Annotated in this window: 19 protein-coding genes; 7 read left to right on the top strand and 12 right to left on the bottom strand. The window is 72.2% G+C overall.

Annotated features, from left to right (window positions below; translation table 11 throughout):
• Positions 1–3: 3 nt before the first annotated feature.
• From IPJ59_RS06405 to IPJ59_RS06380, 6 genes are all read right to left on the bottom strand, one after another.
• The gene (locus IPJ59_RS06405) at positions 4–1,023 is read right to left on the bottom strand and encodes a tetratricopeptide repeat protein (protein ID WP_293248830.1); all 1,020 of its coding nucleotides are present in this window, start codon (positions 1,021–1,023) and stop codon (positions 4–6) included.
• A gap of 22 nt (positions 1,024–1,045) precedes the next feature.
• Positions 1,046–2,491 (bottom strand): vWA domain-containing protein, encoded by a 1,446-nt coding sequence (locus tag IPJ59_RS06400; RefSeq protein WP_293248833.1) that lies wholly within the window; start codon positions 2,489–2,491, stop codon positions 1,046–1,048.
• Between the two features lie 35 nt (positions 2,492–2,526).
• The gene (locus IPJ59_RS06395; protein ID WP_293248836.1) at positions 2,527–2,832 is read right to left on the bottom strand and encodes a DUF971 domain-containing protein; all 306 of its coding nucleotides are present in this window, start codon (positions 2,830–2,832) and stop codon (positions 2,527–2,529) included.
• Positions 2,832–3,815, bottom strand: a complete 984-nt coding sequence (locus IPJ59_RS06390; RefSeq protein ID WP_293270225.1) for a hypothetical protein — start codon at positions 3,813–3,815, stop codon at positions 2,832–2,834. The genes IPJ59_RS06395 and IPJ59_RS06390 overlap by 1 nt, the downstream gene beginning before the upstream one ends.
• 121 nt (positions 3,816–3,936) lie before the next feature.
• Entirely contained in the window at positions 3,937–4,350 is a 414-nt protein-coding gene (locus IPJ59_RS06385) for a hypothetical protein (protein WP_293248842.1), read from the bottom strand.
• A gap of 60 nt (positions 4,351–4,410) precedes the next feature.
• Positions 4,411–6,732 (bottom strand): ATP-binding protein, encoded by a 2,322-nt coding sequence (locus IPJ59_RS06380; protein ID WP_293270223.1) that lies wholly within the window; start codon positions 6,730–6,732, stop codon positions 4,411–4,413.
• 121 nt (positions 6,733–6,853) lie between these two features.
• Between IPJ59_RS06380 and IPJ59_RS06375 the strand changes: the two genes are divergently transcribed.
• Positions 6,854–7,765 (top strand): ribonuclease Z, encoded by a 912-nt coding sequence (locus IPJ59_RS06375; protein ID WP_293270221.1) that lies wholly within the window; start codon positions 6,854–6,856, stop codon positions 7,763–7,765.
• Between the two features lie 102 nt (positions 7,766–7,867).
• Here the strand turns inward: IPJ59_RS06375 and IPJ59_RS06370 are convergent, their stop codons facing one another.
• The 4 genes from IPJ59_RS06370 to IPJ59_RS06355 all read right to left on the bottom strand — a co-directional run bounded on the left by IPJ59_RS06370 (position 7,868) and on the right by IPJ59_RS06355 (position 11,550).
• Entirely contained in the window at positions 7,868–8,224 is a 357-nt protein-coding gene (locus IPJ59_RS06370; RefSeq protein ID WP_293248851.1) for a hypothetical protein, read from the bottom strand.
• A 68-nt stretch (positions 8,225–8,292) separates the two neighbouring features.
• Positions 8,293–9,261, bottom strand: coding sequence for a pseudouridine synthase family protein (locus IPJ59_RS06365; protein WP_293270219.1), 969 nt, complete (start codon positions 9,259–9,261; stop codon positions 8,293–8,295).
• Positions 9,258–10,274 carry an Hsp33 family molecular chaperone HslO gene (locus IPJ59_RS06360; RefSeq protein WP_293270217.1) on the bottom strand — a complete coding sequence of 339 codons (1,017 nt, stop codon included), beginning with the start codon at positions 10,272–10,274 and terminating at the stop codon, positions 9,258–9,260. Before IPJ59_RS06360 ends, IPJ59_RS06365 begins: the two co-directional genes overlap by 4 nt.
• 64 nt (positions 10,275–10,338) lie before the next feature.
• On the bottom strand, positions 10,339–11,550 hold the full coding sequence (locus IPJ59_RS06355; RefSeq protein ID WP_293270215.1) for a S1C family serine protease: 1,212 nt from the start codon (positions 11,548–11,550) through the stop codon (positions 10,339–10,341).
• A 198-nt stretch (positions 11,551–11,748) separates the two neighbouring features.
• Here IPJ59_RS06355 and IPJ59_RS06350 point away from each other — a divergent pair, with 198 nt between their 5' ends.
• The 3 genes from IPJ59_RS06350 (at position 11,749) to ybaK (ending at position 15,939) form a co-directional block, all read left to right on the top strand.
• Positions 11,749–13,701 (top strand): serine/threonine-protein kinase, encoded by a 1,953-nt coding sequence (locus tag IPJ59_RS06350; protein ID WP_293248859.1) that lies wholly within the window; start codon positions 11,749–11,751, stop codon positions 13,699–13,701.
• 144 nt (positions 13,702–13,845) lie between these two features.
• Positions 13,846–15,384: a PQQ-dependent sugar dehydrogenase gene (locus IPJ59_RS06345; protein WP_293270213.1), complete on the top strand. Its 1,539-nt coding sequence runs from the start codon at positions 13,846–13,848 to the stop codon at positions 15,382–15,384.
• An 81-nt stretch (positions 15,385–15,465) separates the two neighbouring features.
• Positions 15,466–15,939: a Cys-tRNA(Pro) deacylase gene (gene ybaK, locus IPJ59_RS06340; RefSeq protein WP_293270211.1), complete on the top strand. Its 474-nt coding sequence runs from the start codon at positions 15,466–15,468 to the stop codon at positions 15,937–15,939.
• Here the strand turns inward: ybaK and IPJ59_RS06335 are convergent.
• Complete coding sequence (locus IPJ59_RS06335) at positions 15,923–17,728, bottom strand: multiheme c-type cytochrome (protein ID WP_293270209.1); 1,806 nt, start codon at positions 17,726–17,728, stop codon at positions 15,923–15,925. The genes ybaK and IPJ59_RS06335 overlap by 17 nt on opposite strands.
• A 109-nt stretch (positions 17,729–17,837) precedes the next feature.
• On the opposite strand from IPJ59_RS06335, the gene IPJ59_RS06330 reads away from it, so the two are divergent.
• Complete coding sequence (locus IPJ59_RS06330) at positions 17,838–18,455, top strand: hypothetical protein (RefSeq protein WP_293270207.1); 618 nt, start codon at positions 17,838–17,840, stop codon at positions 18,453–18,455.
• Positions 18,456–18,484: 29 nt separating this feature from the next.
• Here the strand turns inward: IPJ59_RS06330 and IPJ59_RS06325 are convergent, their stop codons facing one another.
• Positions 18,485–19,993 (bottom strand): O-acetyl-ADP-ribose deacetylase, encoded by a 1,509-nt coding sequence (locus tag IPJ59_RS06325; RefSeq protein ID WP_293270205.1) that lies wholly within the window; start codon positions 19,991–19,993, stop codon positions 18,485–18,487.
• Positions 19,994–20,060: 67 nt separating this feature from the next.
• Here IPJ59_RS06325 and IPJ59_RS06320 point away from each other — a divergent pair, with 67 nt between their 5' ends.
• Both IPJ59_RS06320 and IPJ59_RS06315 read left to right on the top strand, forming a co-directional pair.
• Complete coding sequence (locus IPJ59_RS06320) at positions 20,061–20,243, top strand: DUF4336 domain-containing protein (RefSeq protein ID WP_293270203.1); 183 nt, start codon at positions 20,061–20,063, stop codon at positions 20,241–20,243.
• On the top strand, positions 20,243–21,004 hold the full coding sequence (locus tag IPJ59_RS06315) for a TetR/AcrR family transcriptional regulator (protein ID WP_293248880.1): 762 nt from the start codon (positions 20,243–20,245) through the stop codon (positions 21,002–21,004). The genes IPJ59_RS06320 and IPJ59_RS06315 overlap by 1 nt, the downstream gene beginning before the upstream one ends.
• Positions 21,005–21,015: the final 11 nt, after the last annotated feature.

The raw sequence follows: 21,015 nt of genomic DNA, 5'->3' as shown, positions 1-21,015 counted from the left end.
AGCTCACCGCTTGCCGCGTCCGCGCGGCCGCTGCTTCGCTGGCGCGCGGAAGCCCGGCGCACCGCCGACCTGCTGCTGCATCTGCCGCAGCTCGGCGCTCCGCGGGTCGTGGCGCAGGCCCTCGTCGACGACCCGCGCCGCCTCGATGCGCCGTCCGAGGCGCAGCAGCGTGTACGCGACGTAGAGCCGCGAGCGCGTGGTCGCCGGGTCGGCCTCGCCGAGCAGCGCGCGCTGGGCCGTCAACGCCCGCTGCTGCCACACCAGCGACTGCTCCGCGTCGCCGAGGTTGCGCGAGATCGTGGCCAGGTTGGTCAGCGACTCGAGCACCGCCCGCGCCTCGCCGAGCGCCTCGCGGATCGCCAGCGCCGCCTGCTCCTGCTCCGCCGCCGCCGCGTGCTCGCCCGCCGCCGCCAGCAGCGAGCCGAGCGTGCTGCGGGCGACCGCGGTGTCGAGCTGCCTGTCCCCGAGGACAGCCTCGCGGATCCGCAGCAGCTCGCGCCCGCAGGCGATCGCCTGGACGTGCTCCCCGCGGGCCCGATGGACCGCCGCCAGGTTGCCCCACGCCAGCGCCGTGCGCAGATCGTCGGGCCCGCACGCGGCGCGCAGCCCCGCCAGCGCCCGCTCGCCCAGCGTCAGCGCCGCGTCGTGCTCGCCGCGCGCGCGTCGGGTCGCGCTCAGGTTGCCGGCCGCCGTAGCGGTCTCGGCGTGGCTGTCCCCGAGGACATGTTCGTAGATCTCCAGCGCCCGCTGGTCAGCAGCCAGCGCCGCGTCGAGCTCCCCCCGCCGCCGCCGCGCCGCGCCGATCAACCCCAGCGCGGCCGCCACCTCCGCGTGCTGCTCGCCGTGGCTCGCAACCCGCAGCTCGTGGCAGCGCTCGGCGCAGCTCAGGGCGCGCCCCAGGTCCCCGCCGCTCCGCGCCGCCACGCTCGCGGCGGCCAGCGTCGCCGCCTCCTGCAACGAATCCTCGTCGTCCCCGGCGTTGCGCGCCGCCTCCTGCGATGAAGCCTCGTCGTCCCCGGACACGAGCGCCGTGATAACACGGCGCTCACTTCATCGTCTTGTACGCCTTCGCCTTGCTGAACTTCTTGAACATCTTGTCCTCCTCGACGCTGGTGCGAGCGCGGTCTACGCCCTTCGACGCGTCCTTGAGGTCCTCGATCTGCTGGGCCAGCTTCGGGCTCGGGGTCGCCTTCTGCTGCATCTCGAGCGCCTGCAGGCCGGCGCTCAGGACCCGCTGCGCGCCATCGTAGTCGCTGCTCTCGACCGCCTTCGCGGCCAGCTGCAGCTGCTCGGCGCTCTCGACCTCGGCGACGCGGACCGTTACTTCGGTGCGCTCCGAGCGGCGAATCTCGTCGTCGTCGCGGCTGCTGCGGAGCGCCAGCGCCAGCTCGGTCTGGCCGCGCTTCCCGTTCTGCCCGAGGTCGGTGAAGGTCATGCCGAGCACTCCGAGCGCGACCTCCTCACCGGCCACAGCCTCGACGTGCAGGCGCACCACGACCTCGCGCAGCTGGGTCGCGCCGATCGATCCGATCGCCACCTCGGTCGCGCCCTGCTGCAGCTGCGCCGGATAACCGAACACCCGCACAACCTGGACCCCCGGCGCCGGGCGCAGCGCCAGCTGGATGCCCGTCGCCGCCGTCGACACCAGCCCGGCCAGCTCATCGGCGAGCACCCGCGGCACCTCGTCGGCGCCCTTGATGAAGTGATAGCGACCGCCGCCCTGGTCGGCGATCTTGGTCATCAGGTCCTCGTTGTAGTCGAGCCCGACGCCGAGGGTCGACACGCTCACGCCGCGCTTGAAGCCGTCCGACGCGCGAGCGCCGAGCACATCCGGGTTCTGCTCGCCGACGTTGGCCTGCCCGTCCGAGAACAGCAGCAAGTGGCCGATCTCCCGCTCGGGCCGCTTCGCCCCCTCGAGCAGCTCGAGCCCGCGGATCAGCCCCGGTCCGAGCGCCGTCCCGCCGTCGGGCTGGATCGGAAGGATCGCCTGCCGGACGACGTCGGCCCCCGCCGCGTCGACGGCGAGACGTTGCACGTGCACGTCGACCCCGTCGCTGTACGAGATCAACGTGATGCGGTCGCTCGGGCGCAGCTCCTTGAGCAGGTCGAGCGCCGCCTGCTTGACCGCGAGGATCTTGTCGCCGCTCATGCTCCCCGACCGGTCGAGCACCACCGCCAGGTCGAGCGGCGGGCGCTCGCTCGCCTGCTTGCCCTCGCCGCGCAGACGCACCAGCAAGTTCAGATCCTGCGCGCCCCTGCGGAGGTCGATGCGCTCGAACTGCGGCACCACCTCGAGCGCCACGGCCCCCGTCGATCGACTAAGCGGACGCTCCGGCGCCGGCGCTGCGGCGACCGCCTCGGCCGGCTTCTCGCCGTTACCGGCCGGGCCCGGGCCCCGCGGAGTACAGGCCGCCAGCGGCAGCGAGAGGGCCAACAACGAGGCCAACAACGAGGCCAACAACGGGGTGGGCAGAGACGGCGTCGACGACATCGCCGGCGGTCAACGCACCGCCACGTCCGTCGATCTCACACGCGCTGGGGTTCGCGGCCCTCGGCCAGCGCCCGCAGGAAGGACCACGAGAAGATGCCGCTGTCGTGCCCATCCGAGAAGCGCAGGCCGAGCGCGTAGGCGCCGACCTCCTCCGCGTGGCCAAGCGTGATCGCGTCGCCATGGTCGTGGAAACGGAGCCCGGGCGCGTGGCCCTGGCAGGTCGCGCACGGGCACCAGCCGCGCAGCAGCGGCACGGGCAGGCGCACCCGCAGGCCGTCGGCCCAGGCGATCTCGAGCGCGTTGTCGCGGACGTGGTGCGCGAGGTCGACGGGGACGGTCATCAGTTCGGCACGCAGTAGGGGCCCTGGCCGACATCCATGCACAGGCCGATGCACAGCCCCTTCACGCGGATCTGCTTGTCGCCGTCGTCGGTGCAGAGGGTGATGTTCACGTTGCCGTCGCAGCCGACATCCGCCGGCACGCAGTCCATCGCCGGCTCATCGCGGCAAGCGCAGCTGAAGCCGTCCACGCCCTCGTTGGTGCAGCCGATCGGCACGGCGTCGGTCAGCATCATCGTCGGGCAGTAGTCCGAGAGCGGCTTGCACAGGTTGATCAGGTCGGCCGGCTGCCAGGTGCCGCCCATGCAGTACAGCGCGTTGCCCAGCTTGCCGGGCCCCGCGTTCTCGCAGAACAGGCTGTCGTTCTGGTCGTCGCAGGGGTCGCCGAGCATGCTCGGCTCGCCGGTGCTCGAGCCGCCGCCGCTGCTGTCGCTGCCCGTGCTCGTGCTCGTGTCCCCGCCCGTGCTCGTGCTGCTGCTGCCGCCGCTCGTGCTCGCGTCGCCCGTCTGCCCGCCGCTGCTGCTCCCGCCGCTGCTCGTGCTCGCGTCGCTGTCGCCCGTGCTCGTGCCGGTGCTACCACCGACCGGCGTGCAGCTGTCAGCCCCGAGCTCGAGCACCTCGCCGGCCGCCGGCAGCGGACGGCGCGGCAGCTCGACCTGCGCCGCGACCGACTGCGGGAAGGTCCACGTCAGGGTGAACGCGGCCTCGACCATCCCGTCCGGCTTGTGCAGCCCGACCGTGGCGTAGCCGTCGGCGAGCACGCCAGGATCCGGGATGTCGAAGCTGCGGGTGAGCGGCGGCATCGCGGCCCCGCTCGCGTCGTAGCCGACGACCTCGAGGTCCACGCGCAGCGGCGGCCCCTCACCGAGCTCGCAGGGGTAGAGGCGCAGCTCGACCTCCGTCGGCTGAGCGCACGCGCCAACCCCCAGGAAGGCGACGACGCCGAAGAGAATCGCGGCACGCGCGACGGAGCGGAGTGCACTCACCGCGCGCGATGCTACCAGAAAAGCTCGTACTCGGCCGTATCCGCGCGTGCGCAACGAAACCTGAACATCAGGCCAGGCCCATGGTGGGCCCACGGCGGGCCCACGAACAGGCTCCAGGTCGCTACGAACCACTGGCGGCGAGCGAGCGCAGGCGAGGCGCGAGCCCAGCGAGCGAACGCTCGACGCGGGCCACCAGCTCGCGCTCGGTGCACAGCGAGCAGCGCTGGCGCCGGAACGCGAGCGAGCGGCCCTCATGCAGCACAGCCACCGTCGAGCTGTAGCCGATCGCCGCGCCCGGCAGCGGACGCACCGTCACCGCCACGACCGGGTCGTGCGGTCCGCCGTCCTCGGCGATGAGGGCGGCCCGCAGCATCGCCGCGGCGGAGCTGCGGACCCGCAGGGCGATCGCCGGCCCGGCACCGGCTTCGCGCAGGGTCGAGGTCTCGACCACCACGCTCGCCCGCACGACCGGCGCGGGCTCGCTGGACAACAACTGCGTGGCGGCGGCAAGCATGGCGAGAACGGCGTGGAGCATCGCTGACCTCCGAACCATCGAGATCGCAGGGATCTCCAGCGCAGGCAAAATTCTCGCCAATCACCGCGTCCTGACGTCCAGCTGCGCGCGGAAGAAGGCGTCGGCCGCCGCGAAGCTGCGCTCGAGCGCCACCACCTCCGCCTCGCCAGGCGCCGCCGCTCCGGGCGTGCGACAGGCCTCCTCGATCGCCCGCAGTCGCTGCGCCAGATCTTGCGCCCCGAGGTTCCCGGCCGATCCACACAGCCGGTGCGCGAGCACCCCGACCCCGCGCAGGTCCGCCGCCGCGAGGCGCCCGCGGATCTCCGCGAAGGTCGTCGCCGCCTGCTGACGCAGCAGCGCCAGCAGCTCGCGCAGCTCGTCGGCGTCGAGCTCCGCCCGCAGCTCGTGCCACAGCGCCAGCGACACCGGCGGCGCCGCGGCCCCTGCCGGCTCCACCCGCGCCGCCTCCACGGCCCCACCGATCCACCGCGCGAGCACCTCGGCCAGCAGCGCCAGCGGCATCGGCTTGGCGAGGTAGTCGTCCATCCCCGCCGCGAGGCAGCGCTCGCGGTCGCCTTTCATCGCGAACGCCGTCATCGCCACGATCGGCACGCGACAGCCCGGCGCCTCCTCCCCGCGGATCGCCCGCGTCGCCGCGAAGCCGTCCATCTCGGGCATCTGACAGTCCATCAGCACGATGTCGAAGCGACCCGTCCGCCACCGCTCGACCGCCTCCCGCCCGTGCTGCGCGACCTCCACCTCCTGCCCGAGCTTGGCCAGCATCGCCGCCGCCACGCGCTGATTGACGAGGTTGTCCTCCGCCACCAGCACCCGCGCACGCGGCAGCCTCGGCAGCTGCGCCGTGGTCGTCGGCGCTGACGCCATCGGCCCCGAGGGCGCGCGCAGCGGGGCGCTCGCGTGGGCCAGCCGGGCCGTGAACCAGAAGGTCGAGCCCTTGCCCGGCGCGCTCGCGAGGCCGAGCTCGCCGCCCATCATCGTCACCAGACGGCGGCAGATCGCCAGGCCGAGCCCGGTGCCGCCGAAGCGCCGGGTCGTCGAGCTGTCGGACTGCGTGAACGACTCGAACACGCTCGCGTGCGCCTCCGGGGCGATGCCCACCCCGGTGTCCTCGACCTCGCAGCGCAGCGTGATCGCCTCGCCCACACCCCCGACCAGCCCGAGCCGCAGCGCCACCTTGCCGCGCTCGGTGAACTTCACCGCGTTGCCGAGCAGGTTGACCAGGACCTGGCGCAGCCGCACCGGGTCACCGCGCAGGCCCGCAGGCACCGCCGCGTCGACCTTGGACGTGAACGCGAGGCCCTTCTCCTGCGCCCGCAGGGCCACCACCGCCGTCGCCTCGCGGACCAGCACCCGCGGGTCGAAGTCGATCGCCTCGAGCGTCAGCTTGCCGGCGTCGATCTTCGAGAAGTCGAGGATGTCGTTGATGATGTCGAGCAGGGCCACGCCCGAGCCGTGGATCGTCTGCAGCTGCTCGCGTTGACCCGGCGACAGCGAGGTGTCGAGCAGCAGCGCCGCCATCCCCAGCACCCCGTGCAGCGGCGTGCGGATCTCGTGGCTCATGTTGGCGAGGAACTCCGACTTGGCGCGGCTGGCCGCGTCCGCCGCCGCGCGGGCCGCCTCGAGCGTCGCCTCCACCTGCTTGCGATCCGTGATGTCCTCGGCGATGCCGAGCAGGTTGCGGACCACCCCGTCCTCGTCGGGCATCGGCACCTTCTTCACCACGAAGGTGCGACGCCCGCGGTGCGAGGTCGGCAGCGTGATCTCGTTGACCGTCACCCCCCGGTGCGCCAGCGCGGCGCGGTCGGTCTCCGCCAGCTCCTCCGAGCGCCGGCCGCCGCGGAAGAAGTCATGGTCGTTGCGCCCCAACATCTCCTCGCGCCGCAGCCCCAGCATCTCCTCGCCCGCGCGGTTGACCCGCACGAAGCGCAACGTCTCCGCGTCCTTCAGATAGACCATGCTCGGGATGTTCTCGAGCACCGACTCGAGGTACCGCTCGCTCTTCGCCAGCGCCTCGAGCGAACGCTTGTAGGCCACCACGTCCGCCAGCCGCCGCTCCCGCTCCGCGCTGATGTCGTACAGCGCCAGCGTCCAGCCCGACGCCGACACCCGCGCCTCGTACGCGAGCCACACCGTCGCTCCGTCCGGCCGCTCCACCGCCAGCACCGCCAGCGACTCGCCCGGCCCGCGCCCTCGTAGCTGCACGCCCGGCAGCACCAGCTCCACCGACTGCCCGAGCAGCTCCGCCTCGGCCCGCCCGCACAGCGCCGCCGCCCCGGGGTTGACCAGCAGCACCACGCCCGCCGCGCCGACGACCAGCACACCCGCGGCCATCGCCGCGAGCGCCTCCTCCTGCAAGGCCGCGGTCGCCTCGGAGTCACCCATCCGTATGCCGCACGATACACCGCGACACGCGGCCCTCGAGCGGACCACCCGCGACCTCGCACGCGCACGCGCGCACCTGAGCGCCGCACAGGCGTATGCTCGCGCGCTCACGAGCCTCTCAATGTCCGCCCGCGAACTCATCACCCTCGGCACCGCCAGCCAGGTCCCGACCCGCTACCGCAACCACAACGGCTATCTGCTGCGCTGGGACGACGAGGGCTTCCTGTTCGACCCCGGCGAGGGCACCCAGCGCCAGATGATCTACGCCGGTGTCACGACCGCCGCGATCACGCGGATCTGCATCACCCACTTCCACGGCGACCACTGCCTCGGTCTCGCCGGCATCTCGCAGCGGATCTCCCTCGACCGCGTGCCCCACACGGTCCACGTCTACTACCCGGGCTCCGGACAGGTCTACTACGAGCGGCTGCGCCAGGCCTCGATCTTCCACGACGTCGCGCTGGTCGAGCCGCACCCGATCTCCAGCCCCGGTGAGATCCACGCCGACGCGAAGCTCACGCTCTCCACCCTCCCGCTCGAGCACGGCGTCGAAGCGTGGGGCTACCGCCTGCAGGAGCGCGACAGCCGGACCATGCTGCCCGACCGCCTCGCCGCCGCCGGCGTCCGCGGCCCCGCGGTCCGCCGCCTCATGCAAGACGGACAGATCGTCGTCGACGGCCGCACCGTCCGGCTCGACGAAGTCAGCCTACACCGCCGCGGCCAGAGCGTCGCCTTCGTCATGGACACGCGCGTCTGCGACAACGCCGTCGCGCTCGCCCGCGACGTCGACCTCCTGATCTGCGAGTCGACCTACCTCGACTGCGACGCCGACAAGGCCCACGACCACGGCCACCTCACCGCCGCCGAGGCCGCCCGCATCGCCGCCGCCGCCGGCGCCCGCAAGCTGGTCCTGACCCACTTCTCGCAGCGCTACACCTCGGTCCTGCCCTTCGTCGCCGAGGCCCAGCAGTACTTCGAGAACGTCGTCGCCGCCAACGACGGCGACACCATCGCCGTCCCCCCGCGCGCCTAGAGCTGTCCCAAAAGACAGCGAGCCTCAGCGCTGCGCAGCATCTGTCCTAACAGACAGCGAGCCTCAGCGCTGCCCGGCATCTGTCCCAAAAGACAGCGAGCCTCAGCTCTTCTCGGGCGCCGGCTTGGCGTCCACCGCCTTGGCATCCCCGGCCTTGGCGTCCCCGGCCTTGGCGTCTCCGGCCTTGGTCGCGTCGACGGGGATCGCCTTGCCATCGCCCTCCGTCTTGCTGCCGCCGCACTTGCCCTCGCCGCACTTGCCCTCGCCGCAGGCCATCTCCTTCTTGGCCTCGGCCTTGGCGTCGGGCGCCGCCGGCGTCACCTCCTTCACATCCGCCTTGGTCTCGGTCTTCGTCTCGGTCTTGACCTCCGTCTTGACCTCCGTCTTCTTGGTCTCGCCGCCGCACGCTTGCGTGGCGCCGAGCAGCGCGAGGGTGGTGGTGATCGTCTTCAGGTCCATGCAGCGGCCTCCAGGGGGCGCGAGCATATCAAGCGGCGCCGGGCCAGGCCACGGCCGCAACGGCTTCCTCAGGCCTCCGCGTCGGTCAGCCCCGGCGGCGCGTCGGAGGCCAGCGCCTCGCCCGGCAGCAGCGCCCAGGCGGGCAAACTGGCGCGCACGGCCACCGCAGCGCCGCTGTGCGGCTGCGTGAACGCGAGCGCCTCGGCCAGCAGGCACAGCGTCGACGAGGAGACGCGGGCGGTGGTCGACGGCTCGTCCTCGCCGACGATCGCCAGCCCCAGCGCCCGCGCGTGCAGGCGGATCGCGTCGGCGCTCGAGCCATCGACCACCGCCAGCGTCTCCTCGCCGAGCTCGCCCAGCTTGTGGAACTCGCTGCGCGCCGCGAGCTTCTCACGGTCACCCGCGCGAGCCAGACGCCAGCTGCCCGCCGCGCCTCCGGTGAGCAGGTGACAGAGCGGCACCTCGCAGACCACCCGCTCGCCGGAAAAGCTGCCGCGCAGACGCACGCGATAGCGACGGCGCATCGGCAGCCCCGCGAACAGCTGATAGAAGCTCTCGGTGGCCTGCCCTCGGATGGTAAACAGGGCCAGCCCCGCCGCCGCCACCGGCAGGTTGTGGACCAGGCCGACGTAGGGTCGCAGCACGCCCTCGGCCTCGAGCCGCTGCACGAGCGCCTGGGCCAGCGTCCCGCGGTTCGCCGCGCGGGTCGCCGCCGCCGGCACCCCGTGCGGCTTCTCGACGATCACGCACTGCTCGTCGCGGTGGAGCAGGCTCAGCGCGCCGGGATCGATCGCCGCGATCTCGGCCGCCCGCGGGTACACCGTGACGCGCTCGCCCTCGGTGACCCGCACCGTCGGCACGCACATACGCACGATGCCGACGTATGCCCCGCCCGCACGAACGATCTCCGCCGCGACCGTCGGTGACACCTTGAGCCGCTTGCCGAGCAGCTGACGCAGCATCATCCCGTCCTCGACCGAGACGACGCGGAAGCGGACCGGGCCGCTCGCGTGCGGAGCAGTGGCCTGCGAGCTCATGAGCGGCCGCGCCGGATCTCCGCTGCGAGCGCGCGCAGGGCCGCCGAGTCGAGCGCATACACGGCGCCGCAGTACTCGCAGCGCACCTCCGTCTGCGGCTGCTCGTCGGCGAGGGCCTCGATGTCCGCGGCGCCGAGCGTGGAGACGATCTGGCGCGCGCGCTCCGGCCCGCAGCCGCAGCGGAAGTACAGCGGCGACGCGCCCATGTCGTCGAAGGCCTCGCCGCCGAGCGAGAAGCCGATGATCTCGCGGCAGCTGCGGTCGTGACGCAGCAGGTCCGCCAGGTTGCCGGCCGCGAGCACGCCGCGCAGCTGCTCGAGCTCCGCGGTGTCGCCATCCGGAAAGGTCTGGCACAGCAAGCCGGCCGCGCGCAGCACCTTGCCCTCGCGATCGAGGATCACCTCGCAGGCCAGCACGCTCGGCAGCTGCTCGCTCGCGTTGAGATAGTGCTCGAGGTCGACATCCACCTCGCCCGACGCCACCTCCACGCTCCCCTGGTAGCGCTGGTCGAGGCCCAGGTCGCGCGTCACCGTCACCGTCCCGTGCTGACCCACCGCCGGCGCCACCGCGACCCGACCCGCGCCCACCCCCGCCAACGACCCCGCCAGCGCGGCCGCTGGCCCTGATGCTGACCCTGATGCTGACCCTGATGCTGACCCTGATGCTGACCCTCCAGCAGGCCCTGATGCCGACCCTGTGCGCGCCACCAGTTGTGCGTGCTCGTCGCTGCTCAGGTGCCGCTGCAAGCAGCCGCGCACCGACCCGTCGCCACGCGCGTCGACCAGCAGCCCGCGCAGCGGCCCCGAGCTGCGCAGCTCCACGCGCACCCGCTCCGACGCGTGCTTTGTCAGCGTCGTCAGCAGGCAGCCCGCGGTGAGGGCCCGGCCGAGCGCGACGACCTCGACCCCGCGCAGGCCGTGGCGCTCGCTCGCCTCGGCGACCAGCCGCGTGGTGACTGCGGCGACGACCCGCAGCGAGAAGTCGGTCTTGATGGCGCGCCGGAGCTCGTCCACCGGTGGAGGATACCAGCCGTCGACGCGCGTGTCTTCATGGCTCATGGGACATGTCGAACGTCGATCATGGCACGTCGACCAGGCGCAGCTTGAGCGCCGCCGGCTGCCCCTCGCGGATCAGCTTCACGTTGACCTCGTCGCCGACCTTAAAGCGGTCGAAGGCGTTGTAGAGGTCGTCGAAGTCCTTGACCACGAAGTCCTCGATCCCGACGATGATGTCGCCGAGCAACACCTCCCCGCGGCGGTCCTGCTGGAGGCCGCGGATGCCGCCCTGCTGCGCCGGCGAGCCCGGGAACACCCGCGTCACCACCACGCCCGAGATGCCCGCCCGCGCCGCGTAGTGATCGGGGAGCGGCTCGACGCCGATGCCCGGGTGCTGCACGCGCCCGGTCTGGATCACCTGCGGCACCACGCGGCGGACCGCGCTCGCCGGCACCGCGAAGCCGATGCCGGCCGAGCTCCCGGTCTTGCTGAAGATCATCGTGTTCATGCCGATCAGGTAGCCGCCCGAGTCGAGCAGCGGCCCGCCCGAGTTGCCCGGGTTGATCGACGCGTCGGTCTGGATCATGTCGCGGATCGTGACCCCGCCGTAGCCCTGCACCTCGCGCCCGAGCGCCGAGATCACCCCGGTCGTGAGCGTGTGGTCGAGGCCGAAGGGGTTGCCGATCGCTACCGCCGTCTGCCCGACCTCCAGCTTCACGTCGGGCGGCAGCAGCGGCAGCGGCGTCAGCGGCTCGTCGCAGCCGATCAGCTTCAGCACCGCGACGTCCTTGTTGGGGTCGCCGCCCAGCAGCTCCGCGTCGTAGGTCTTCTGGCTGTGCAACGTCACCGCGAAGCGACCCTGCCCGCGACCGCTGTCGACCACGTGATAGTTGGTCACCACGTGCCCCTGCGCGTCCCAGAGGAAGCCCGTGCCCGTGCCCGCGGGGATCTCGAGCGCGCGCATCGACAGGTCGCGCACCAGCTGCTTCTTGGTCACGAACACCGTCGCTGGCGCCGCCGCCCGAAACACGTCGATCACGTTCTGTTCGGCCTCCAGCCGCGCCCCAGGCGTCGGCGCCCGCACCGGCGACGTCGGCGTCGCCGCGGCTGTCACCGGGCTCGCCGGCACCACCGGCACCGCCTGCGCCGTAGGACCAGGCTGCGCCACCTGGGCGATCTCCGGCGGCCCCGGCAACGGGGCGGCGGTCGAACACTCGGTCGCGCCCGGGAGCACCAGCACGCAGCCCACGAGGGCCAGCACGACCGACGGCTTGATACGGCGAAGGTGTCTCATGTGGCCACCTTTGTGCGTCGTCCCCTCGGCCCTCGCAAGCAGCGAGCGCGAGCACCTCGCGCGAACCTGCTTTTATGTACAGCGTGCGCCGCCGCGCCCGCACCAGGCCGGGAATCGGCCCCGGCATGATATATCTTGCCGACCATGAACGGTGGTCCAGCCGCGCCAACTCTCGGTCCGTGTCCTCACTGCCGGGAGATGCACGCCGAAGACGTGCTCGTGTGCCCCAAGGAGACCAAGGTCCTCCCGCTCGAGGGCCGCATCCTCGACGGCAAGTTCCGCTTCACCAAGCTGCTCGGCGCGGGCGGCATGGGTGCAGTGTGGCGGGCCCAGAACGTCCGCGTCCGCAAGGCCGTCGCGATCAAGCTGATGCACCCCGAGTTCGCCGGCAACCCCGGCATCCTCGACCGCTTCAAGAACGAGGCGACCGCCGCCGGCCAGATCGGCAGCCAGCACATCTGCGACATCTACGACTTCGGCGCCAGCGCCCTCGGGCCCTACATCGTCCTCGAGATGCTCAACGGCCGCTCGTTCGGCGAGCTGATCCAGCAGTACGGCCGCGTCGACCCTGGCCTCGCCGCCATCGTCATGCGTCAGGCCCTCATCGGCCTCGAGGCCGCGCACCAGGTCGGCATCATCCACCGCGACCTCAAGCCCGAGAACATCTTCCTGCACGAGCCCTCGCCCGGCCACCTGCTGGTCAAGCTGATGGACTTCGGCATCTCCAAGTTCTCCCAGGGCGGCAACGACGGCAAGACCGGCGTCGGCGTGCTCATGGGCACCCCCGAGTACATGTCGCCCGAGCAGGCCGAGGGGGCCGCCAGCGCCGACCAGCGCACCGACATCTGGGCCATGGGCGCGATCCTCTACAAGGCGCTCACCGGCATCGAGGCCTTCGGCGGCCCCACCATGGCGGCCACCCTCGTCGCCCTCTCCACCAAGGAGCCCAAGCCGATCGACAGCATCGTCCCCGGCATCCCGCCCGAGCTCATCGCCGTGGTCCGCCGCTGCCTCGTCAAGGACCCTGCCGGCCGCTATCAATCGGCGCGCGAGCTGGCCGACGCCCTCACCCCCTTCGAGCAATTCGCCGGCGCCCTCCCGTCCGCGCCCCAGCCCACGATCGGCGGCGGCGCCCTCTCGACCACCAGCCCGCAGGGCCAGGTGGGCAACCAGCAGCCCGCAGGCGGCACCCACATCTCCGCTCCGCCCGCGCCGCAGGCCACGATGATCACCGGCCACGGCCCGCCCGGCCCCACCACCACGCCAGTCGCCAACCCGGCCACCTTCGTCGGCGGCAACCTCGGCGCCGCCGGTGGAGCCGATGACAGCTGGTCGATCGGCCAACACAACGACACCCGTCCGCCCACCCTCACCGCCCCGCCCTCGGGCGGCAGCAAGCTCCCGATCATCATCATCGTCGTCCTGCTGCTCGCCGCGGCCGGCGGCGCCGCCTACTTCATGACCGCGAAGGGCCCGCGCGACCACGACATCGCCACCAACGACGGCAAGTCCGTCGCGACCGTGGGCGCCACCGCCGGCACGCCCACCGACACCAAGATCGATCCCAGCGCCACCGCCGGCACCACCCCGCCGATCGGCACCACGGCTGGCACCACCGCCGGCACCACCCCGCCGCCCGACACCACCGCTGGCGCCACCGCTGGCACCACTCCCCCGCCCGACACCACCGCCGGCGCCACTGCTGGCACCACCGCTCCGCCCGACCCCACCGCTGGCGACACCGCCGGCGCCACCACACACACCAACGACACCGCCGGCGACGACGACGGCGACGAGAAGCACACCAAGCTCCCCCCGCCCAAGCCCGACCTCGCCGTCATCGCCCAACAGGGCGCGCTGTTCACCACCAAGGCCCCCGCCAACGTCGTCGCCTCGGTCGACGACGCCAAGGCCCACTGCGCCACCCTGAAGAAGTCCAAGTTCGGCAAGCTCGGCGCCTGGAAGCTCGCCAGCTCCGGCGAGATCCTCAAGTTCAAGGACAACAAGGACGTGCAGAAGCTCGCCTACTGGGTCAGCGACCCCGGCAGCGCCGGTCGAGTCAAGCGCGTCAACCTCATCAACGGCAGCATCAGCGAGGCCGACGCCAAGAGCTTCTCGCGCACCCGCCCCTTCTGCGTCGCCAAGCGCTGACAAGCCCCGCGGTCGGCCCGCAGTCGGCCCGCAGTCGGCCCGCAGTCGGCCCGCAGTCGGCCCGCGGTCGCATGGCCACGCGGTCGCCCCCTCTGCGTCGCCGACCAGCACCAGCGCGCGCACCGACCATGTTAGCGTGGGCGCATGAACCACCCCATGCGTGACCTCTCCTTGCGTGCGTGCTCCCTCGCCGCCGCCGCCCTGCTCGCCGCCTGCGGTGACAGCGGCAAGAACGACACCGAGGCCTCGAGCGGCGCCTCCACCGGCGGCTCTGGCAGCGCCACCGAGCCCGGCCCGACCACCACCGACCCGGCCACCACCGACCCGGCCACCACCGACACCCCGACGAGCAACGGCCCGACCTCGGGCCCCACCTCGGACCCGACCACCGATGCCACCACCGTCGACCCGACGGCCACCACCACGGATCCGACCACAGACACCACCACCGGCGCCCCGGTCTGCCCGTACACCCCCGTGGACGGCATGCCGAGCATCGCCCTCGAGCTGATCGCCAACGGCTTCGACCGCCCGGTGCTGACCCTCCCGCACCCCAAGCAGCCGGACCGCCTCTTCATCGTCGAGCAGGGCGGCCACATCAAGATCCTCGAGCCCGGCGAGACCACCGCGCCGCCCGACGCCGACGACTTCCTCTACGTCAAGGTCAAGGGCGAGAACAACACCGATATCGGCTCCGAACAGGGCCTGCTCGGCTTCGCCTTCCACCCCGACTTCCCCGACGACCCCCGCGTCTACATCAACTATCAGTCGCAGCCCGGCGACGGCCGCACCCTCGTCGACGAGTACAAGCTCGACGCCAACAACCCCGACAAGGTCGACCCGAACTCTCGCCGCCTCGTGTACTCCGTCGGTCAACCCGCCGGCAATCACAACGGCGGCATGATCTTGTTCGACTCCACCGGCATGCTCATGATCGGCATGGGCGACGGCGGCGGCTCCAACGGCCAGTTCGGCACCAGCCGCGACCCCAAGTCCCCGCTCGCCAAGATCCTCCGCATCGACGTCGAGCCCGACGGCAAGGCCGACAGCAACACCGCCTGCGGCAGCTGCCCGATGGTCGACGGCTTCGACTTCACGGTCCCGCCCGACAACCCCCACGTCGGCGACAACGCCTACGCCCCCGAGGTCTGGGCCTCCGGCGTGCGCAACCCGTGGCGCTTCAGCATCGACCCCGCCACCGACACCATGTACATCGCCGACGTCGGCCAGGGCACCTACGAGGAGGTCTCGATCGGCAAGGCCGGCGCCGACTTCGGCTGGAACATCATGGAGGGCAACAACTGCTTCAAGGGCGCCCCCTGCGACACCTCGGCCCCGGTCAACGGCGTCAACAAGGACGGCATGACCGCCCCGATCACCGAGTACTCGCACAACGACAACGGCCGCTGCTCGATCACCGGCGCCTTCGTCTACCACTCGTGCGAGGTCCCGGCCTGGGACGGCGTCTACTTCTACTCCGACTACTGCTCGGCCGAGGTCTTCGCCCTCAAGTGGGACGGCAACGCCGTCGCCGAGATGGGCGTCGTCGTCGACACCGGCGGCGAGCCGATCATCGGCTCCGGCTACACCGGCTACGGCGATGTCATCATCAACACCGTCGTCGTCGACGGCATGAACACCCTCCAGGACGGCAAGATCTACCGCGTCGTCCCCGGGGCGTGACGACCAACGCCGCCGCACGACACCCACGAGCTGCGCAGCCAGCGTGACGACCAACGCCGCCCGCATCCTCGACACCCTAGCGTGAAGACCAACGCCGCCCGCATCCTCGACAACCTCGGGGTCACCTACGAGCTGCGCAGCTACGAGGTCGACCCCGACGACCTCGCCGCCGTCAGCGTCGCCGCCAAGCTCGGCCTCCCCCCCGAGCAAGTGTTCAAGACCCTCGTCGCCCGCGGCGATCGCCACGGCATCTGCCTCGCCATCGTCCCCGGCGACCTCCAGCTCGACCTCAAGGCCCTCGCCCGCGCCACCGGCGACCGCCGCTGCGAGCTCGTCGCCCTGCGCGAGGTCCTCCCGCTCACCGGCTACATCCGCGGCGGCGTCACGGCCCTCGCCTGCAAGAAGGACTACCCGGTGCTCCTCGACGAGAGCGCCCAGCTCTTCGACCACATCTCCGTCTCGGCCGGCGCCCGCGGCCTGCAGATCGTCCTCCACCCCGACGACTACGCCCGGGCCACCCGCGCCCGCCTGGTCCCCCTCACCCTCGCACCCTGACGCCGACCGAGCAGCCACGCGCCTGCGCCCCGCGCCGCGACCGACGACCGAGCAACAACAGCGGCCCCCACAGCAGCCCCGCAGCCCCGCTCCCACCGCGACAACCACAACCACCCTCGCCCGCCTCCCCGCCCGTGCTCTCCCCGCTGGACGTCGACGCGGCCCCGCCCGTGCTCCCGCCCCCACCCGTCGTCGGCACCTCCCCCGTCGTCGTCACCCCGCTCGTCCCGGGCCCGCTCTCATCGCCCGTCGACCCGCTCGCCGCCGGCACCAGCCCCGTCAGCGGCACCGTCTGCGACCAGCTCGCCAGCTCGAGCGGCACCACCGACCCGAGCCCCTCGTACAGCTCGAACGCCGTCATCCCGGCCATGTTGCTCTGGTTCTCATCGACCAGGAACTGCAGATACTCCGGCGTGTTGATCACGTAGAGCAGGCGCACCGACAGCGTCATCATGTCGTCGCCCACATCGTCCGGCGTCGCGTCGACCACCTCCGCCGCCGCGAAGTCGTAGCTCACGTCGTCATAATTCGCCCAGGTCTTGTCCGGCAAGATCGCATAGCGCTCACCGACTGGATCTGTCTCGAGATCCTGCTTCAACCCCTTCGGGGGGATCCGCGTGTCGACCAGCCACGCGTCGTTGCGCAGCAGATGAAACCGCGTCTGACTCGCCAGCTCGACCGCGTCGCCGATGTACGTCCGCTGCTGCGCGTCGCCCTCGAGCCCCATCCCGTCGAGCCACCGCCCCGAGCTGTACACCACCGCGTCGGCGTACACCCCCGTCACCTCGAGCCACATCACCCGGCCCTCCGAGTAGCCGCTCGGCAGCTTGTGCCCGGTGTTGTTCGTCACCCTCACGGCCCATCCAGAGATCCCCTGCGCCAGGTCGACCGCCGCCGGCCCCGTCACCTCGAGCGTCGCCGCGGCCGCCAGCGTGCGGTCGATGTTCTCGGCCGCGAGATCGAAGAACACATCGTCCAGATCGCCCGCCCCCGCGTCGCCGTACACCCCCTTCAAGATCTCCACCATCCGCCGGTTCGCCCCCGCCAGATCGTGCCGCCGCCCCCCCGTCGCGTGCACCAGCCCCTGCGTCTTGAACTCGGCGCAGCCCGCGACGTTCTCCATCGCCGGCATGTGACAGTCCTGACAGCTCTTGAAGTCCGGCCCCACCACTGCGTACGCGCTGTTCTTCCACTCGCTGTAGGTGCGCTGTTCGTTGAACAGCACCCCCAGCGGCTGGCCCTCCGCGTCGACCCGCATCTGCCCGGTCGTCACGTCGTGGCAGGTCCCGCAGGCCCGCGACTCGCCGAGGTAGCTGTCCTGCAAGTAGCCATGCTTCGGCGGCTCGCCCTCGTACTCCCACGGCCCGCGCTTGGGCACGTCCCCGTCGAGCCCGAGCACGTCGTCGACCTGATACAGCGCGTTGCCAGCCGGCGTCCCGTCGTCCTTGAGCAGGCGATGACACAGCTCGCAGTCGACCCCCGTCAGGTCGTCCGCCACCAGCTCGTCGATCGCTATCACGTCCTGCCGACCCGAGAGGAAGGCCCGCGGCACGTGGCAGCGCACACAGTCGGCGGTCCCCGCCGGGTCGTCCTGGTGGGCGATCGCCACGCCCGCCCAGAACACCGGGTCGCGCGCCGCGTTGCCCATCATCGACGCCTGCCACGCCGCCGGCGTGATGTACGGCTGCCCCGCCAGCTCCGGTGGATTGGTGAACGCGTGACACTTCACGCACTCCCCCGCGCCCTGCATCTTGTTGGTCAAGCTGCCCGGCTCGGTCGGCGCCGCCACGACGGGCCTCGCGACTCCCGCCGCCCCTGCCAGCAGGACCAGACCCACGCACCATCCCCCGCTCCCCGTCGATCGCGTCCGAGGCATCATGTGCGCTATCGTAGCCCCGATGCGCGCCGCCAAGGCCACCCCGCAACTCCGCCGCACCGCGATGCACCGCACGCCTCTCCACGTCTCGCCACCGCTGCACCTCATCGGCCCCTCCCTGCCCGCGCCACCGCGCGTCCGCGCCTTCATCTTCCTCGCCCTCGCATCCGCCTGCGCCACCCCGCCCGAGAGCAACGCCCCGCCCTCACAGCCCGCCACGCCGGCCCCCGTGGCCACCCGCACCGCCAACAACGACGCCCGCGGCGCGGGCATGCAGCCTGACTACAACGGCGAGGCCGAGGCCCTCCGCCAGCAGATCACGCCCCGCCTCCCCGAGCCCCTCCCCGGCGATCGCCGGGCCGCCTGCGCGGCCATGCTCGACGCCGTCGTCGCCTTCTACAGCGACATCGAGCCCGACCCCGCCGCCCGCGCCCAGCTCCTCGCCGACCTCCAGACCACCCGCGCCGCCGACCTCGGCCACTGCGAGCAGACCACCAGCGTCCGCGCCGCGACCTGCGTGCAGCTCCGCCTCGCCGACCACGACGCCGAGTTCCCCTGGCTCCTCGACCAGTGCACCCGCGCCTTCCCCGAAGCGCCTGTCTCCAAGGACATGTCCCGGCCCTTCGGCGTCGTCAACTGACCTGTCCCTCAGGACATGTCCCAGGCGCCTCACCCATGCCGCGTGAGGCTCTCCTCGAGCACCCGCTCCGCCAGCCGCTCCGCCAGCCCGCGCACCATCTCGCCGCGCACCAGCCCTGCCAGCCACGCCGCGGGGATCGCCCGCGTCCCGGCCATCGCCCCGCAGATCGCCCCCGTCACCGCCGCCGTCGTGTCCGTGTCATCGCCGAGGTTCACCGCCAGCAGCACCGCCTCGCGGTAGCTGCCCGCGCGGGCCGCCGCCCACAGGCTCGCCTCGAGGCAGTGCAGCACATAGCCGCTGCCCTGGATCTCCTCACGCGACGCCGCCAGCACCGAGCCATCGAGCACGCGGCCCAGCGCCGTCGCCTCCGCCGCCGGCACGAAGGGCCGCAGGTCCGCCGCCGCCGCCCGCATCGCCCCCGGTAGATCTTGCCCACCCAGCAGCCCGCGCAGCAGCAGCGAGAAGTACGCGCAGCACAGCGTCGAGCGCGGGTGGGCGTGGGTCAGCGCGCTCACCTCGACGCTGCGCGCGACGATCGTCGCCACGTCGAGTCGATGCACCGCGCACGCCAGCGGCGCGATCCGCATCAGCGAGCCGTTGCCGTTGTCTCGCTCGCTGCGACCGCCCCACGCCTCCATCGGCTCGCCCCGCGCATAGCGGGCGATCGCCGCCCGCGTCGCGATCCCCACGTCGAACACCTCCCCGTGCGGCGTCATCGCCCCGGTCGTCAACCACGCGTGGAAGCGCCGCATCATGTCGCCCGGGTCGTAGCCGCCGAGCAGGCTCTCCGCGGTCGACAGCGCCAGCGAGCTGTCGTCCGACCACGTCCCCGCCGGCTGGTTGTAGGTCCCGAAGCCCGTCATGTCGGTCACCGGCGCCGCGTCGAGCTGCGCCCGCGACTTGAACTCCACCGGCACCCCGACCGCGTCCCCGACCACCAGCCCGAGCACGCACCCGACGATCTGCTCGCGCAGCCCCAGCGGCTCCCGCCGCGCCCCCTCGCCCGTCTCCGCGGTGATCACCGCACTGGTCCCGCCGAGCAGCGCCGCGTAGCTAGCGAACACATCCTCGCCGAAGCACACCAGCTCGACACACTCGACGCACGACCCCTCGGCCACGTGCGCCCGGATCTCCGCCAGCGCCGTCGCGCACGCCCGATCGATCGGGTACCCGTACACCCCGCACGAGATCGCCGGGAACGCGATCGACCGCAGCCCCTGCTGCGCCGCCAGCCGCAGGCTGTTGCGGTAGCAGCTCGCCAGCAGCCCCGGCTCGCCTTGCCCGCCGCCTCGCCACACCGGCCCGACCGTGTGGATCACGTGCCGCGCCCGCAGGCCGTGTCCCCCCGTGATCTTCGCCTGTCCCGTCGGACAGCCTCGCAGCGGCCGACACTCCGCCAGCAGCCCCGGCCCCGCCGCGCGATGGATCGCCCCGTCGACCCCGCCGCCGCCCAGCAGGCTGCTGTTCGCCGCGTTGACGATCGCGTCGACGTCGCGGATCGTGATGTCGCCACGGAGGAGCACGATGCGGGCTGCCATCCTTTGATCCTGCCACGCTCGCGGCCCCAGCTTGCAAATTTTTCGACCCCGGGTCAGCGTTTTCGCCATGCTTCAGCAGCTCGCGCCTGCTCTGTGGATCGCCGACCACCGGCTCAAGATCATGGGCGCCGAGTTCGGCGCCCGCATGACCGTGATCCGCCTCGGCCGCGGCGGCCTCTTCGTCCACTCGCCGGTCACCCTCACGCCCGAACTCCACGCGGAGATCCCCAAGCTCGAGGCGGTCGCCTGATGCCCCGCAGCTCGGTCCATTCGCTCAGCCCACTCGCGGCCGGGCTGCAGCAGCGCCCCCGGGCCCGGCGCCGCGCCGACGCGAGCACCCGCGCGCCACCTGTCCTTTCGGTCAGCGAGCCCGAGCCTGACCCAAAGGCCAGGCGGATCGCCCGCAAGAGCAAGCGCCAGGACAACCGCCGCCAGGTCCTGCTCGCCTGCGCCCGCGAGGTCCTGCTCGCCCACGGCCCGGTCGCCTTCACCATGGAGCGCCTCGCCGTCGCCGCCGCCACCAGCAAGGCCGCCCTCTACTACTACTTTCGTTCGCGCGAGGAGCTGGTCGCCGCCCTCGCGCTCCCGATCCTCGCCCGCGAGGTCGAGGTCCTGAGCCGCGTGGTCGTCCGCGCCGACACCGGCCTCGCCGGCCTCGCCGCCCTCCTGCGCGCCCGCGTCGAGCACCACCTCGCCGACCGCGACGGCTTTCGCATCCTCTACCTCTGGGCCCCCGTGATCGGCGACCCGCGCCTGCTCGCCGAGGTCCACCTCCTCAGCGCCGTCGTCCACACCAGCCTCGCCGCGCGCCTGCAACGCGACCACAAGGCCGGCCTCCTGCGACCCGACGCCGACCCGCGCCGCCTCCCCGACCTCGCCTGGTCGCTCGCCCAGGGCCTGCTCATCCGCATCATCAGCGACCCCGGCCTGGCCTGGCGCGAGCTCCTCACAGATGCCTGCACCGCCCTCATCCGCGGAGCCCAGGACCCCTCCGCGATCCGACATTCGTGAAAAATCTACCC

Origin of the sequence: Nannocystis sp., assembly GCF_016714285.1 — a bacterium.
In the GTDB taxonomy this organism is placed as follows: Bacteria; Myxococcota_A; Polyangia; order Nannocystales; family Nannocystaceae; genus Nannocystis.
Note: the sequence above shows the minus strand (reverse complement) of the source record. Positions and strands in the feature narration are given on the sequence as shown.